The sequence below is a fragment of the Emticicia soli genome (assembly GCF_037860775.1).
In the GTDB taxonomy this organism is placed as follows: domain Bacteria; phylum Bacteroidota; class Bacteroidia; order Cytophagales; family Spirosomataceae; genus Emticicia; species Emticicia soli.
On sequence record NZ_JBBEWC010000003.1, the window covers coordinates 469,624 to 484,463 of the forward strand.

12 protein-coding genes are annotated in these 14,840 nt (G+C 39.9%); 7 read left to right on the forward strand and 5 right to left on the reverse strand.

The genetic code is table 11. The features are described 5' to 3' along the window. Window positions 1-136 precede the first annotated feature (136 nt). The 3 genes from WAE64_RS05415 (at window position 137) to WAE64_RS05425 (ending at window position 4,193) form a co-directional block, all read left to right on the forward strand. Window positions 137-1,252, forward strand: coding sequence for a DUF2911 domain-containing protein (locus WAE64_RS05415; RefSeq protein ID WP_340235214.1), 1,116 nt, complete (start codon window positions 137-139; stop codon window positions 1,250-1,252). 196 nt (window positions 1,253-1,448) lie between these two features. Beyond that, complete coding sequence (locus WAE64_RS05420; RefSeq protein WP_340235215.1) at window positions 1,449-3,326, forward strand: M61 family metallopeptidase; 1,878 nt, start codon at window positions 1,449-1,451, stop codon at window positions 3,324-3,326. A 189-nt stretch (window positions 3,327-3,515) separates the two neighbouring features. After that, the gene (locus tag WAE64_RS05425; RefSeq protein WP_340235216.1) at window positions 3,516-4,193 is read left to right on the forward strand and encodes a hypothetical protein; all 678 of its coding nucleotides are present in this window, start codon (window positions 3,516-3,518) and stop codon (window positions 4,191-4,193) included. Window positions 4,194-4,274: 81 nt separating this feature from the next. Here the strand turns inward: WAE64_RS05425 and hisC are convergent, their stop codons facing one another. After that, complete coding sequence (gene hisC / locus WAE64_RS05430; RefSeq protein WP_340235217.1) at window positions 4,275-5,321, reverse strand: histidinol-phosphate transaminase; 1,047 nt, start codon at window positions 5,319-5,321, stop codon at window positions 4,275-4,277. A 174-nt stretch (window positions 5,322-5,495) separates the two neighbouring features. Further along, entirely contained in the window at window positions 5,496-6,263 is a 768-nt protein-coding gene (locus WAE64_RS05435; RefSeq protein WP_340235218.1) for a 3-hydroxyacyl-CoA dehydrogenase, read from the reverse strand. A gap of 81 nt (window positions 6,264-6,344) precedes the next feature. Between WAE64_RS05435 and hemF the strand changes: the two genes are divergently transcribed. Together hemF and WAE64_RS05445 are read left to right on the forward strand one after the other, a co-directional pair. After that, window positions 6,345-7,241, forward strand: coding sequence for an oxygen-dependent coproporphyrinogen oxidase (gene hemF, locus WAE64_RS05440; RefSeq protein WP_340235219.1), 897 nt, complete (start codon window positions 6,345-6,347; stop codon window positions 7,239-7,241). Window positions 7,242-7,552: 311 nt separating this feature from the next. Further along, the gene (locus WAE64_RS05445) at window positions 7,553-8,956 is read left to right on the forward strand and encodes a chloride channel protein (RefSeq protein ID WP_340235220.1); all 1,404 of its coding nucleotides are present in this window, start codon (window positions 7,553-7,555) and stop codon (window positions 8,954-8,956) included. Between the two features lie 69 nt (window positions 8,957-9,025). Here WAE64_RS05445 and WAE64_RS05450 read toward each other — a convergent pair whose 3' ends face one another. Then, window positions 9,026-10,768: a DUF885 domain-containing protein gene (locus WAE64_RS05450; protein ID WP_340235221.1), complete on the reverse strand. Its 1,743-nt coding sequence runs from the start codon at window positions 10,766-10,768 to the stop codon at window positions 9,026-9,028. A 100-nt stretch (window positions 10,769-10,868) separates the two neighbouring features. Continuing rightward, on the reverse strand, window positions 10,869-11,708 hold the full coding sequence (locus WAE64_RS05455; protein WP_340235222.1) for an AraC family transcriptional regulator: 840 nt from the start codon (window positions 11,706-11,708) through the stop codon (window positions 10,869-10,871). A gap of 114 nt (window positions 11,709-11,822) precedes the next feature. On the opposite strand from WAE64_RS05455, the gene WAE64_RS05460 reads away from it, so the two are divergent. Beyond that, on the forward strand, window positions 11,823-12,695 hold the full coding sequence (locus tag WAE64_RS05460; protein ID WP_340235223.1) for a 3-keto-disaccharide hydrolase: 873 nt from the start codon (window positions 11,823-11,825) through the stop codon (window positions 12,693-12,695). Between the two features lie 43 nt (window positions 12,696-12,738). Continuing rightward, entirely contained in the window at window positions 12,739-13,149 is a 411-nt protein-coding gene (locus tag WAE64_RS05465; RefSeq protein ID WP_340235224.1) for a Dabb family protein, read from the forward strand. A 63-nt stretch (window positions 13,150-13,212) separates the two neighbouring features. Here WAE64_RS05465 and WAE64_RS05470 read toward each other — a convergent pair whose 3' ends face one another. Next, window positions 13,213-14,772: an FMN-binding glutamate synthase family protein gene (locus WAE64_RS05470; RefSeq protein ID WP_340235225.1), complete on the reverse strand. Its 1,560-nt coding sequence runs from the start codon at window positions 14,770-14,772 to the stop codon at window positions 13,213-13,215. Window positions 14,773-14,840: the final 68 nt, after the last annotated feature.

Genomic DNA, 14,840 nt, shown 5'->3' on the forward strand with positions numbered 1-14,840 from the left:
GATTAAGGGTATAGAATTAGTTTAACGACGAAATATCCCCAAAAATGGGTGATAGAGGGCAGATTATTTTTTACTTATTTGCTGTGCTTCTTAAAAGCCTTAGCAATAATCTATTATTTACTCAACAATCTGAATTATGAAAAAGACAATTTTACTTGCTATTGCCTTGCTTGTAGCAAGCACTACCACATTTGCCCAAGGAGACTTGACAGCCGCACCCGATGGCGGAAACAAAAAAGCATCGGTATCAGAACAAATAGGAATAAGTAAAATCACGATTGAATACGGCCGTCCGGGTGTGAAAGGCCGTGAGGGTAAAATATGGGGTACGCCTATAGCGCACTATGGCTTGGCTGACCTAGGTTTTGGTACCAGCAAAGCAGCACCTTGGCGTGCCGGAGCCAACGAAAACACTACTATCAGTTTTTCAAGTCCTGTGAAAATAGAGGGTAAAGATTTACCGGCAGGTACTTATGGTTTTCATATTATATTAGGTGAAACCAACAATACCCTCATTTTCTCGAAAGCCAACAATTCTTGGGGTAGTTTTTATTATGACCCGTCGCAAGATGCCTTGCGGGTAGATGTAAAGAGCCAAACACTCGATAAAAGTGTAGAATGGCTCAAATATGAGTTTCTTGACCAGACCGACAATTCAGCCACGATTGCGCTGATGTGGGAAAAACGCATGATATCTTTTAACGTAGTGCTTGATGTACAACAGATACAACTGGCATCTTTCAGAAACGAGCTCCATACAAAGCCGGGCTTTAAGTGGGAGTCGTTTGTGCAGGCGGCTAATTATTGTCTGCAAAACAACATAGCATTAGAGCAGGCTCTTGCTTGGGCCGACGAAGCCATTACAGCCCGTTTTGTTGGGCAAAAGAATTTTCAGACATTAAGCACCAAAGCCGCTGTGCTGGCAAAACTTAACAGACAAGCCGAAGCTAAACTTTTAATGGACGAGGCTGTGCCGCTTGGCAACATGATAGAGTTGCACCAATATGGCCGCCGATTGTTAAGCATGAAACAAGCGCAAGATGCCCTGATAGTTTTCAAGGCCAATTATGATAAACACCCTAATGTATTTACAACAAATGTAGGACTAGGAAGAGCGTATTCGGCTAACGGCGATTACAAAAAAGCACTCGAATACATGAAAGCCGCTTTGAGCCAGGCACCAGATGATTTGAATAAAAACAGCGTAGCCAACATGATAAAAAAGCTGGAGGAAGGTAAAGACGTTAATTAATGTTAACAAACAAAGGTTCAGCGAGGTTTGTTTTTAGCTTAGTACTCTTAAAAATAGGGTGTTTAGCAGCCTTTTAATAATTAATCCGTGCAATTGATTATTCGGTCTATTTCATACTCTTATAAGAATTAATAAATTTGTGCGTTCTTATGTACCCGATTCGTTTTAAATTTTAACAAACAATAATCAAATATTTATGAAAAAAATAGCTTATATGCTTCTGACTATGGCTGTAATGACAGCTTGTACCAGAAAAGCTTCTGTGAGTACTTCATCCGCACAAAAAGATAATCTGTATCAGTTTTCTGTTGATTTAACTAAAGTTGAGAACGATAAATTAGAAGTTTCGTTAGTTGCGCCAAAAATCAGTGCCGACCAGATTACTTATTTTCTGCCTAAAATTGTACCGGGCACTTATGCTAATTATGATTTTGGCCGTTATGTATCGAACTTCAAAGCTTACAATGCAAAAGGCGATACTTTGCCTGTTGATAGAACAGACGTGAATAGCTGGACTATCAAAAATGCGCAAAGTCTTTATAAAATTACTTATAAAGTAGATGATACCTGGGACTCGCCGGAGATTAAAGGAGAAAAAATATTTGAACCTGCCGGAAGTGACATTGATGCCAATAAGAAATTTGCCGTGAATACTTTCTGCTTTTTCGGTTATTTCGGTGGCATGACAAAAGTACCTTATCAGGTTTCATTCACTAAGCCTGAAGGTTTTTATGGTGCTACTTCAATGAATTTTGCTAACACTACAGCTACTAAAGATGTATTTGTAGCCGACAATTATTTCGATTTATCTGATGCACCGATTCTTTATACCCGCCCTGATACAACCGTATTGAAAATTGGTGGTGCCGATATTCTTGTATCTGTTTTCTCGCCAAACAAACAGGCTAATTCTAAAGAAATCGCAGCTAATATTAACTCAATGCTGAATGCACAGAAAGAATATTTGGGTGGAGAGTTACCAATTAAAAAATATGCTTTCCTGATTGTGTTGTCTGACAACCCTAATCTAATGAGCTACGGTGCTTTAGAGCACTCTTATTCATCTTTTTATTACCTGCCTGAGGGAACATCTAAAGAGCTTGCACAGACGGTAAAAGATGTAGCTTCGCATGAGTTTTTCCATATCATTACACCTTTGAGCATTCACTCAGAAGAAATCGGCGATTTTGATTTCAACACACCTAAGATGTCGAAACACTTATGGATGTACGAAGGTGCAACCGAATATGCAGCAGGGCACATGCAGATTAAATATGGTTTGATAGAAATGCCGCAATACCTTGATATGTTGCGCCAGAAAATGACAACCATGAAAATGATGAACGATAAGTTGCCATTTACTGAAATGAGCAAAGGTGTATTGGATACGTATAAAAACCAATACATGAACGTGTACAACAAAGGAGCTTTGATTGCACTTTGTTTAGATATTAAACTACGCCAGCTATCGGGTGGTAAATATGGTACGCAAAACCTGATGAGAGATTTGGCAAAAACTTATGGTAAAACACAGTCGTTTAAAGATGATGAATTATTCGATAAAATTACTTCTTTAACTTATCCCGAAATCCGTGAGTTCTTTGCTAAATATGTAGAAGGCTCTAACCCGTTACCGTTGACAGAAGCTTTGCAATTGGTAGGTATTGAGTATTTGCCAGAGGCTACTATCAAAAAAATCAGCTTAGGTGGCATCAATCTGGGCTTTAATGCACAAACCAAACGTATCAAGATTGCCAATGTGAGCAAAATGAATGAGTTTGGGACCAAAATGGGCTATCAATTAAATGATGAAATAGTATCATTGAATGGCCAGCCGTTTGATATTCAGAAGGCACAACACATTTTAGATGATTATAACAACAATACCAAAGAAGGTGACGTAGTTACGATGGAAGTTGCCCGTAAAAATAGCGACGGTAAAGAAGAAATAATCAAGTTATCGTCTCCGGCAATGGTGGTAGATGTAACCGAGAAAAATGTGTTAAAACTGGTTGATAAGCCAACAGAGGCACAATTGAAATTAAGAAAAGATTGGTTGAGTACTGAAAAATAATCAGGGCCTTACAACCTTTCAATATAATTAACAGTCAAGGGTATAAAAGCAATTTTATACCCTTGACTGTTTTATGAACCTTAGTTTAAGGCTTTAGTAAATCAGGGTAAGATGAAATTAAAATTGCTGTAGATCGTTATTTATTTTTATATGTTATCACTATCCTCTAAAAAGCTTGTGAATAAATTTTTGAAGAATAGCCTTTTCTGTGCTCTTGCCGGAATAACTGCTGTTGCCTGTACAAACCTAGTACCTACTCCGTCGTCACCTTCCGAAGCAGTTCCTGAAGAACAAGCAATTAGAATAGGTGATAAGCCTTCTACCAAACCCCCTACCAATAGTAACGACAATGGTTTGGTGGTAACGCCCGATACGCTTAAGACCACGCTTGTTAGAAGCGATTTAGGTCAGCAAGTTTTTGATTTCTATCCGATTACCTCACCTGATATTAATTTTTCTTTTCCTTCGCATAGCGTTGTGATGATGCCGGTTTCATATGTAGGTATCGAACAAGGAATTGCAAATAGTTTTTGTGAGTATTGGCTTTATACTAAATCAGGAGAGTTGGTTTGTTACTGCAAAAATACCGTAAGTGGTTTGCATCCTGTTTATGGTAATAGTTTCAATGCTAACAACCATTTGCCTGATTTTACTAAAAAAATTGCTTATGGTGAGTACAGACTAGTATACAAGAATATTTCTACAGACCCCGTTAAGCAAACTTTGATTTTTGGCTTGATAGCTAATTACGGTAAAGACCAGATAGATACATACGTATTGAGCGGAGAAACGAAGGAATTCTGGATTAAGATTTATCCGTCTACGAGCGAGTTCAAGATGAATAATAATAACAAAGAACCTATGTAAGCATTAGGTAGAATTATTACAGAAATAGCCCTATTAGTGAGTTTCGCTAGTGGGGCTATTTGTATAAATAACGCAATAAAATCAATAGGTCTTTAATACTTCTACCAAGCTGCTGTTCTCTGCATCAGTACCAATAGAGATACGGATACAGCCTTCGCATAATTGTACGTTTGAGCGGTCTCTGGTAATTATTTTTCTGTCAATCAAATATTTGAAAACAGCCTTGGCATCATCAAATTTAACCAGTAACTGATTAGAATCAGACGGATAAATGTGTTTTACCAACGGCAACTCACTTAGTAATCCGGCCAGTTTCTCACGGGCTTTCAGAATATCTTTCACATAATTGTTTTTCTTTTCCTCGTTATCAAGTGCTTCTAAAATCAAAGTCTGTGTAACAGCATTGAGGTTATAAGGGTATTTGATTTTGTTCAGAATCTTAATTAAATCTTCTGATGCAAAAGCCATTCCGAAACGCAAAGCGGCCAGGCCCCATGCTTTAGAGAAAGTTTGTAATACCACCAGATTCGGATAAGTATCTAATAGTTTGGTGAACGATTCGGCATCTGTAAAGTCAATATAGGCTTCGTCAACAATTACTAAGCCCGTCTGAAAACTATCCAGAAGCTGAATAACGGCTTCACGCTGCACCAAATTTCCTGATGGGTTATTAGGCGAACAAACCCAGATAAGTTTTGTATGCGCATTTACAGCCGCTAATACTGCCTCAACATTTATCTGAAAATCGGGCGTAAGAGATACCTGCACAACAGGCGTATTCTGAATATCGGCACATACCTTATACATACCATAGGTTGGCGGCATGGTAATGATATTGTCTTCTTTGGGCTCACAGGTAGCACGAATCAACAAATCGATGGCTTCGTCAGAACCATTGCCCAGAAAAATCTGGCTTGGCCGAACGCCCTTGATAACAGCCAGTTTCTCTTTTATTTCAGACTGATAAGGGTCAGGATAACGATTATATTTGCCTTCAATAACAGCCCCGAAAGGGTTTTCGTTGGCATCTAAAAAAATGCCCTCTTTTCCGGTATACTCATCACGTGCCGAAGCATAAGGTGTTAAAGTAAGGATATGACGACGAATAATATTACTTAATGAGAACATGATTGTTTAGGAATTTGTCTTGAACTTTGATTTACCTGATTTAATGATTTTACTGATTTGCTTTAATTGAGGAATTATCTAATCAGAAATTATAACCTCAAAATATTCATTTTAAATCATTTTAATCAGACTAATCAGGTAAATCAAAGTTCAAGATTTTTTGTTTAATTCTATTTATTTCGGTGCCATTCTGATTGCGCCGTCGAGACGGATTACTTCGCCATTCAGCATGGTGTTTTCTACAATACTTTGTGCCAGTTGAGCATATTCATCAGGGCGGCCTAATCGTGGCGGGAAGGGCACTTGCTGACCTAATGATTGTTGAGCTTCTTCGGGCAATGAGGCCATCAAAGGGGTTTTAAAAATACCCGGAGCGATGGTCATTACTCTTATGCCGTTTCTCGATAAGTCTCGTGCAATAGGCAAGGTCATGGCAACAATGCCTCCTTTAGAGGCTGAGTAAGCAGCTTGTCCGATTTGTCCATCGTAGGCAGCTACCGAAGCGGTGTTGATTATCACGCCTCTTTCACCTTCTTCGTTTGGTGTATTGTTTGACATCTCAAACGCCGCCAGACGAATCATATTAAACGAGCCAACAAGGTTGATATTAATGATTTTCTGAAAATGTGCAAGCGAATGCGGGCCTTCTTTGCCAACTGTGCGGGCAGGTGGTGCAATACCGGCACAATTAACCAGAATATGAATGGCCTTGAAACGTGCAATAGCCTGACTCATTACCTTTTGCGCATCTTTTTCAGAAGAAACATCACACTTTACAAACTTAGCTTTGCGGCCTAATTCGCTCGCCAAAGCTTTGCCTTTTTCCTCGTTCAAATCCACAATAATGGCGTTTGCTCCTGCCTTAACGAATCTTCTTACTACGGCCTCTCCCAAGCCCGATGCACCTCCTGTAACTACGGCTGTTAATCCTTTTAGTTGCATATTGAATAGATAAAAAAGAAAATTATTATTGGGTAGCTCTATAAGTGTCGCTAAATTGCCACAAAATTTGAAAAGAATCTTATGTTATCCAAAGAAAATATTGCTGATTACTTCAAAACACTTCAAAATAACATTTGCAAGGCGCTTGAAGAGACAGATGGCAAAGCAAAGTTTCATGAAGACCTGTGGCAGCACCATAGCGGTGGCGGCGGACGCACACGTGTAATTACTGACGGCAATATCATTGCCAAAGGCGGGGTGAACTTCTCGGCTGTTTCGGGCGAGGTTTCAGAAGCATTACAAAAGCAATTGAAATTAACCGAAAAGACAGATTATTTTGCTACCGGGGTTTCTATTGTGCAGCACCCCATAAGCCCAATGGTGCCTATTATACACATGAATGTGCGCTATTTTGAAATGGCAAATGGCACGTGTTGGTTTGGCGGCGGTATTGACCTAACCCCCCATTATGTAGTAGAAGAAGATGCCCGTTGGTTTCATGCGCAATTGAAAGCAGCTTGCGACACGCACTCGCCAGAGTATTATCCGAAATATAAAGAATGGGCCGATAATTACTTTTTTATTCCGCACAGAAACGAAACCCGTGGCGTAGGAGGGATATTCTTTGATTACCTGAAACCAAGTGAAGAATTATCAAAAGAAACTTTGTTTGCTTTTGTGCAATCGGTTGGTGAAAGTTTTGCGCCAATTTATACGCATTTGATGGCTAAAAACAGCAAATTACCTTACGGAGAAGGTGAAACAAACTGGCAGATGCTTCGCCGGGGACGCTATGTAGAGTTTAATCTGGCATGGGATAGAGGAACAAAATTCGGACTCGAAACAAACGGCCGTACCGAATCGATATTAATGAGTTTACCGCCAGTAGCCAATTGGGTATATGATTATAAAGCCGAAGCAGGTAGTGAAGAAGAAAAGACTTTAGGCTTATTGAAAAAGGGAGTTGATTGGGTTTAAATTGCTTTTTAAGTGTGGTAGACATAGCTTGCAAGTCCTCTGAATGCTTATGCGTGCCACGGCCTTTTTCGGGCGAGTATAGCTGTGGCACACTAGTGTTTTCTGCAAGGTGTGGGTTTAAGAAGCTGTTTGAGTTAAATTTTATGAATCAAAATGAATTATTTTTTGCAAAGACAATACAACAAAACCGGAGTTTAGCAGAGCTAAATGAGGATTTTGGTGGCGCAGAATTTGCGAAAAAGAATCATTTTGAACATAATTAAGATTAACTCAAACAGCTTCTAAGATGTTGAATCAAACAATTTACTGTTATGAAATATAGATTTATCAGGAAGAATCTGAAAACTATCAGATGGGTACAGAAAATCGAAGGGATAGTAAGAGAATATCTGAAAACCAGATTTGATTCGATAGCTAACAACAAGCTTAAACAAACTTTGCTCAATGCCTTGCCATTTTGGCTAGGGGCTTTACTTACAGGTGTGGTTGCTGTAATTTATGCCAAACTTTTTTTACTAGCCGAACAAGGTACAATCTATCTTTATAACCTCAATAAGTGGTTGTTTTTTGCCATAACTCCGCTGTGTTTTGTTGTATCGTGGTGGTTGGTGCATAAATATGCACCTTATGCAAGAGGTAGCGGAATTCCGCAAGTGAGTGCCAGCATAGAGCTGGCAAATCCAAAAAAATATCATTTGGTTAGTAAGCTTTTAGGTTTTAGGATTTTGTTGATAAAGATTTTTTCGAGCTTGGTTATGGTTTTTGGTGGCGGTGTAGTGGGGCGTGAAGGCCCGACTATTCAGATTGCTGGTTCTATTTTTAAGAAAATTAACGACCTGCTACCCGAATGGTATCCTAAAATATCGAAGAAAAACATGCTCATTACCGGAGCCGCTTCGGGCTTGGCGGCTGCTTTTAATACCCCACTTGGGGGTATTGTTTTTGCTATTGAAGAGTTAACAAAGACACATTTCAGCTTCTTTAAATCAGCATTGCTCACGGGTGTAATTATTGCCGGGCTCACAGCACTTAATATACTTGGGCCTTACTTATACCTCGGGTATCCAACAGTTAATCATCTTTCATGGTGGGTAATTTTTCCGGTTTTGATAGCAGCGGTGCTTTCAGGTTATCTTGGGTGTAGCATGACACGCATTATTCTTTATGTGTTAAAGAAGAAAAGTGTGCTACAAACCAATGCAAAGAAAATTGCTTATGGTGTTGTAGGAGGCTTAATAATTGCTGCACTTGGGGTTTTGATAAACATGGAGGCTTTTGGCTCAGGCAAAGAGCTTATGCAAACAGCACTACTTACCGACAATAAATATGTTGAGTGGTATGTGCCGCTTTTAAGGTTTTTTGGCCCTGTTATTTCTTTTACTAACGGAGGTGCGGGGGGCGTATTTGCACCCTCTTTAAGCGCAGGTGCAAGTATTGGGTCGTTTGTGGCCGAATGGTTTCAACTCAATGGTTCAAATGCCAATCTTATTATTTTGTGCGGTATGGTAAGTTTTCTTACAGGTGTTACCCGTAGCCCTTTTACTTCGGCAATTCTGGTTTTAGAAATGACAACTGCCGAGACTACTATTTTTTATCTAATGATGGCTGGGCTGATGGCTAATCTGGTTTCGTCGTGGGTAAGTAAACATTCTTTTTACGACCAGCTCAAAGAGCAATACATGCAAGAAGTTGACCACGAAGAAGTGAAAGCTTGAAAACTTCCTACAATTATGTGTGCCACGGCCTTTTTCGGACGAGTATAGCCGTGACACACGGGTAGTTATCTATTTCTTATTTAACTCTTCGGCAATATATTTATCAACCATTTTTTCCAGAATAGACATCGTAACTGTGCCTTGTGATAACACAAGGTCATGGAACGCCCTTACATCAAATTTATCTTTCAAGGCTGCTTCTGCTTTTTTGCGTTGGTTTTTGATAGTTATTTCACCAATCTTGTAAGCAAGTGCCTGTCCCGGCCAGCAGATATACCTATTGATTTCGGTATTTACTTCGTGTAAAGAAAGGGCAGTGTTATCGGCCAGAAAACTAACCGCTTGCTCTCTCGTCCAGTCTTTGTCATGGATACCTACATCAATCACTAATCTGCAAGCTCGCCACATTTCATACGTAAGGCGGCCAAACAGGCTATAAGGGTCTTTGTATAAACCTAGTTCATAACCCAGATATTCTCCATAAAGTCCCCAGCCTTCGCCATAAGCATTTACATACAGGTTGCGTCTGAACTCCGGTAGGGTTTCTAATTCTTGTGTAAGCGATATTTGTAAATGATGCCCCGGAACGGCTTCGTGTAGCGTCAGGGCCTCAAGCGTATATAAAGTACGGCTAGGTAGATTATAAAGATTTACCCAATAATTACCCGCATTTTTTGATTTAATTGATGCACCACTATAGCGGCCCGCTGTATAGGTAGGGGCGAGGTAGTCGGGCACAGGCACAACACCATAAGGTTGGCGAGGCAATTTACCGAATAGCAGGGGCAGCTTGCCATCTATTTTTTTGGCAATAAACGATGCTTCCTTTAGCAATTGCTCACCCGTAGTCGGGTAAAACTTAGGGTCATTACGCAGGTAATCAATAAAGTCTTTGATAGAACCCTTAAATTTTACCTCATCAAGTACCTGTTGCATTTCTTTTCTGATGCGTTCTACTTCCTGCATTCCTATGTTGTAGATTTCGTCAGGTGTTTTGTTAGTAGTAGTGAAATGCTTTACCTTTTCAGCGTAGAATTTCTTTCCGTTTGGCAGGTGCGATGCTCCCAGTGTTTTACGGGTTTTAGGGTGGTATTCTTTCTCAAAGAAAGTTCTTATTTTCTCATAACTTGGCACCACACTTTGTTCAATCTGTTTTCTGCCCTCGGCTTGTAATTGTGTCCAATCAGCGTCTGAAATTGCATAGGGTTTCTCTTTAAATGGCTTCCAGAAATTAGATTTTTCGTAACTATCAACAATATGGGTGTTGTAGGTTGCCTCATAACCTTTCAGCGCCACGCTAGGTTGCGAAATGCCCAAAGCAAGCCCTTTTCTGATTAAGTCAAGGTTGTCATCAACAAATACCGGAATCCCTTTCAATAGAGTGATATAGCGTTGCATCTGCTTTTTGTCGGAATAATTGCGTGAAGCAATACCCGCCAGACCTGTGTGGAAGCCTTCATCAGAGAGAATCGGGTTCAGGTGCTCTTTGTATTCGTAAGAAATCAACTCATCGTTGATTCGGTATTTCAGCAAGGCAATATTTATCTGGTCGTCGAAAGTCAGACTTTTTTCGTCAACACTGTTTAGTTTATCATATTCTTTTTTATAAAACTGATACTTACGTAAGAAATCTTCTTCCCGATTTCTACCAAACGGATAAGGAGAATTAACAGAGTCAGAGGCTGATTCCTGCTTGTTAAATGCTTTCATATCATCAAGCACAGCATTAATAACCATGTTTTTTACCGGATTTTGAGCGAAAGCAAGAGAACTGTAAAGGCATATCCAAAGCAAGAAGAAACATTTTTTCATGGATTAGTTGGTTAAGGTTGTTGAGACTCCGAAGATAAGAAAAATATATACTTTACCGAAAAATTAGAACATCGGCGAATAAAATTCGGGTAAAAGAATTTTAAGCATCCCTTTTGCGAAAAGCCGTAGGCGTGCTGCCCGTAAATTTTTTAAATTGTTTACAAAAATGGCTCTCGTCGGTATAACCAAATTCGTCAGCAATCTCTGAAATTGTCAACCGACTGAATAGCAATCTGGTTTCAATGAGTTTAATTTTATGTTTGGTAATGTACTGCTTCAACGATTCTCCCGTATGTTTCTTGAAGAATATACTGATATAATCGGGAGCATAATTAAATACATCGGCCAGATGCTCAATCGTAAGTTCTGAGGGTTGATAAATATGTTTCTTTATATAGGTTAGAATAGCTTCAACCGAATCTTTCAGCACCGGGCTAGTGGGTGTTTGTCCAAATAGGTTCCGTGCCAGAATTATCATCATACTGCGCATAATACTGTTGCGGATTATCTCAAAATACTGCGATTGCTCATTCTCGTTTTCTTCTTCGAGCAGTTTTAGTAAGCTATGTAGTTTTTCTCTCTCATGTTTATCATGCACTATAGTACCTCGGCTCTGCGACGAGGTATAAAGCAAGGCTTTCATAATCTGCTGCCAGTTGCTGTCTTTCTCTTCGGCATGGGTATTATAAATAGATTCGTTGAAGCGTATAAAACAAAACTCGGTAATAGCATGAATCTCAAAATGATGATAATCTTCCGGCCCTAAAAGATATACGTCTCCCTCAGCATACTGAAACTCATTACCATTGATATTATGAATGCCATTGCCACGGAGTATAAAAATAATCTCAAAATAGGTGTGTTTATGCACCGAGTGTACCCACGTAGTGGCCTCGAAGTGATAAATGCTAAAGGGAGTATGTAGTATGTATCGTTTCATGAGTGTATAGTCAAAAAAGCACCAGTATATATTGGATTTTTACAACGATTGAGCCCGTGTTTTCAATTAGTTTTGCAGCAAGATATATAATTCTACAATTAAATGAATAGGGTCATGAAACAAATATATTTGCTAATAGCATCATTTATGAGTGTTATTGCGCTGTTGTCTATCAACAAAGCCGATGAATGGTCGACGCTTTTAGATAAAGACCTAAGTCAATGGGAAAACTATTTAAGTTATGAACACAAGAATAATTATAATGGAAATATACCAAAAGATTCGCTAGGGCGAGATATTAAACCTATTGGTTATAATAATGATACTCATGGAGTGTTTACTGTTGCAAACCAAGCAAGCGGCCCTGTATTGAGGGTAAGTGGCGAAATATATGGTTGCTTGATTAGCCGTAAGTCGTATGAAAATTATCACCTGAAACTGCAAGTAAAATGGGGAAAGCAAAAGTATGTACCCAGATTAGATAAACTGCGAGACTCTGGTATTCTTTACCATTCTATCGGTGAGGCAGGTGTAGAATACTGGCGCTCGTGGATGCTTTCGCAGGAGTTTCAGATTATGGAAGGGCACATGGGAGATTTCTGGTGCCAAGCAAATTCGGCTATTGATATACGCTCGCTTGCCTCAGAAGGTATCATGAATAGCATTGCTGATGAAAAAGCACCATACAGAACATTTAAAAGCAAGGGAGATTATTATTGTATGCGTTCGGGTAACTACGAAAGCCCAGCTAATGAATGGACTACCCTAGAGTTAATTTGTTATAATGGCAAAAGCCTGCATATTGTAAATGGCCACGTAGTAATGGTGCTGCAAAACTCACGATACATACAACCTGACGGTAAAGAAGTGCCTATGACCAGCGGAAAAATACAATTGCAAAGCGAAGCGGCCGAGGTATTCTACCGTGATATACGCATCAAACCTATTAGTGCCATGCCTAAGGCGTATGAGAAATTATTTTTGTAAACGCTCCCGGCAAAGATTTATCGAATTATAAATAGAAAAGACAATGAATAAGACAACACGTAGAAAATTCCTGAAAAACACTGCATTGGCTTCAGTGGCTACTGCACCGGTTTTTGCAGCAGAAGAAACAAAGGCTAAAGAACTATTTGTGCATCATGTATATTTCTGGTTGAAAAACCCAAGTAGCGAAGCAGATAAAGCTAAGTTATTAGAAGGCTTAGATGCGCTAACCAAAGTACCTCAAATAAAAATGGCGCATATTGGCTTGCCTGCAAGCACCAATCGTAGTGTAATTGAGCGTAGCTACGCTGTTTCGTGGTTATTGTTTTTTGATAGCCTCGAACAAGAAGAGATTTATCAGACACACCCGATCCACCTGAAATTTGTTGAGAATTACTCACACCTTTGGGAGAAAGTGATTGTCTATGATTCAGTTGGGCCGAAGAGGGGTTAATTTATTGCTATAAAACGTTGTGGTAATTCATGAACAGACATACCACAACGTTTTATAGTAAACTCAATGTGAGCCTTTTCCACCCAAATAAGGATTATCTAGCAACTTCTGGAAACCTTCAAACTTAACAGGAGTTTTCTGATACTGATACGTTGTTCTGAGCGATTGCGTACGGTTGTTATCGCCCATTGCTACATCAACATCGTCCATCATAAACTGGCAAGGGTGTTCATAACCTGCCGCATGGCATATCTCCAATATCTCTTTTGTCATGGTTTTCATGTAATTATACAGGCGTTCGCTTTTTAGCGTTGGGTCAATGCCCGACTGCAACCACTTGTTTTGTGTAGCTACGCCCGTAGGGCAGCGGTTATTGTGGCAGACCTGTGCCTGAATACAGCCGATTGAAATCATGGCCTCACGCGCTACATTTATTACATCAACACCCATCGCAAAAGCCATTACGGCCTTATCTGGCAAGCCTAGTTTTCCGGCACCCATAAATGTGATTTTATCGTTCAGGTCTCTTTTCTGGAAAATACGGTATACCGACGAGAACGCATAAACAAAAGGCAATGAAACGTGGTCGGCAAAGCTTGGTGGCGCAGCACCTGTGCCGCCCTCGCCACCATCGATATTAATAAAATCGGGGCCTTTGCCTGTTTTTTTCATTATATCAGCCAGTTCTTCCCACATTTCCAGTTTTCCAACCGCCGATTTAATACCAACAGGTAAGCCTGTGGCATCGGCCATTTGCTCAATAAAATCAACCATTTCACGGATATTGGAAAAGGCGCTGTGGCTGGCAGGCGAAATAATGTCTTTTCCCATTGGCACGTGTCTGATGTCGGCCAGCTCTTGTGTGAGTTTAGAAGCGGGCAATACGCCTCCTTTGCCGGGTTTAGCGCCTTGTGAGAGCTTCAATTCAATCATTTTTATTGCCGGGTTATCCTGACATAATTTAATGAGTTTCTCCATCACAAAATTGCCATTATCATCACGCACGCCAAAATACGCCGTTCCGATGTTTACCACCACATCGGCTCCTTTTTTATGGTAGGCTGATACGCCGCCTTCGCCTGTATTATGGTAACAACCAAACTTATTAGCCCCTACATTCAGCGACTCTATGGCCGGAGCTGATAGAGACCCAAAGCTCATGCCCGATATATTAATAATCGACTTAGGCAGATAAGGGTTTTTACGCTTATGATATTCGCCGATAACCTTGGCAGAAGGACAGATATATGGGTTTGCTATATTTGGATGCCCTGACGGTAATTTATAAGGTAACATAGCAGGTTTAATAAAGTTGTAGCCTGCACTGTACATATCCTGGTCGGTACCAAAGCCCTGAAAGTTGTTTTCTTTTTTTGAAGAAGCATAAATCCAAGAGCGTTGGCGGCGGTTGAACGGAAGCTCTTCCCGGTTATTGGCAACAATATACTGGCGAAACTCTGGCCCTATGCTTTCGATAAAATAGCGTAGGTGACCTACCAGCGGAAAATTATGAACTATGGTGTGTTTCTTTTGTGAAATATCTCTGACTATAAGCAAAACAAGAATGATAAGTAGGTATCCCCACCAGGGAATGTTACCTAAAAACTGTAACAGGGCCTCCATAAAGCAAAATTTGATGTGATGAATTTAATGTACTGTTTAGTAAGAATTATGCAATAGAATGGGTGAAA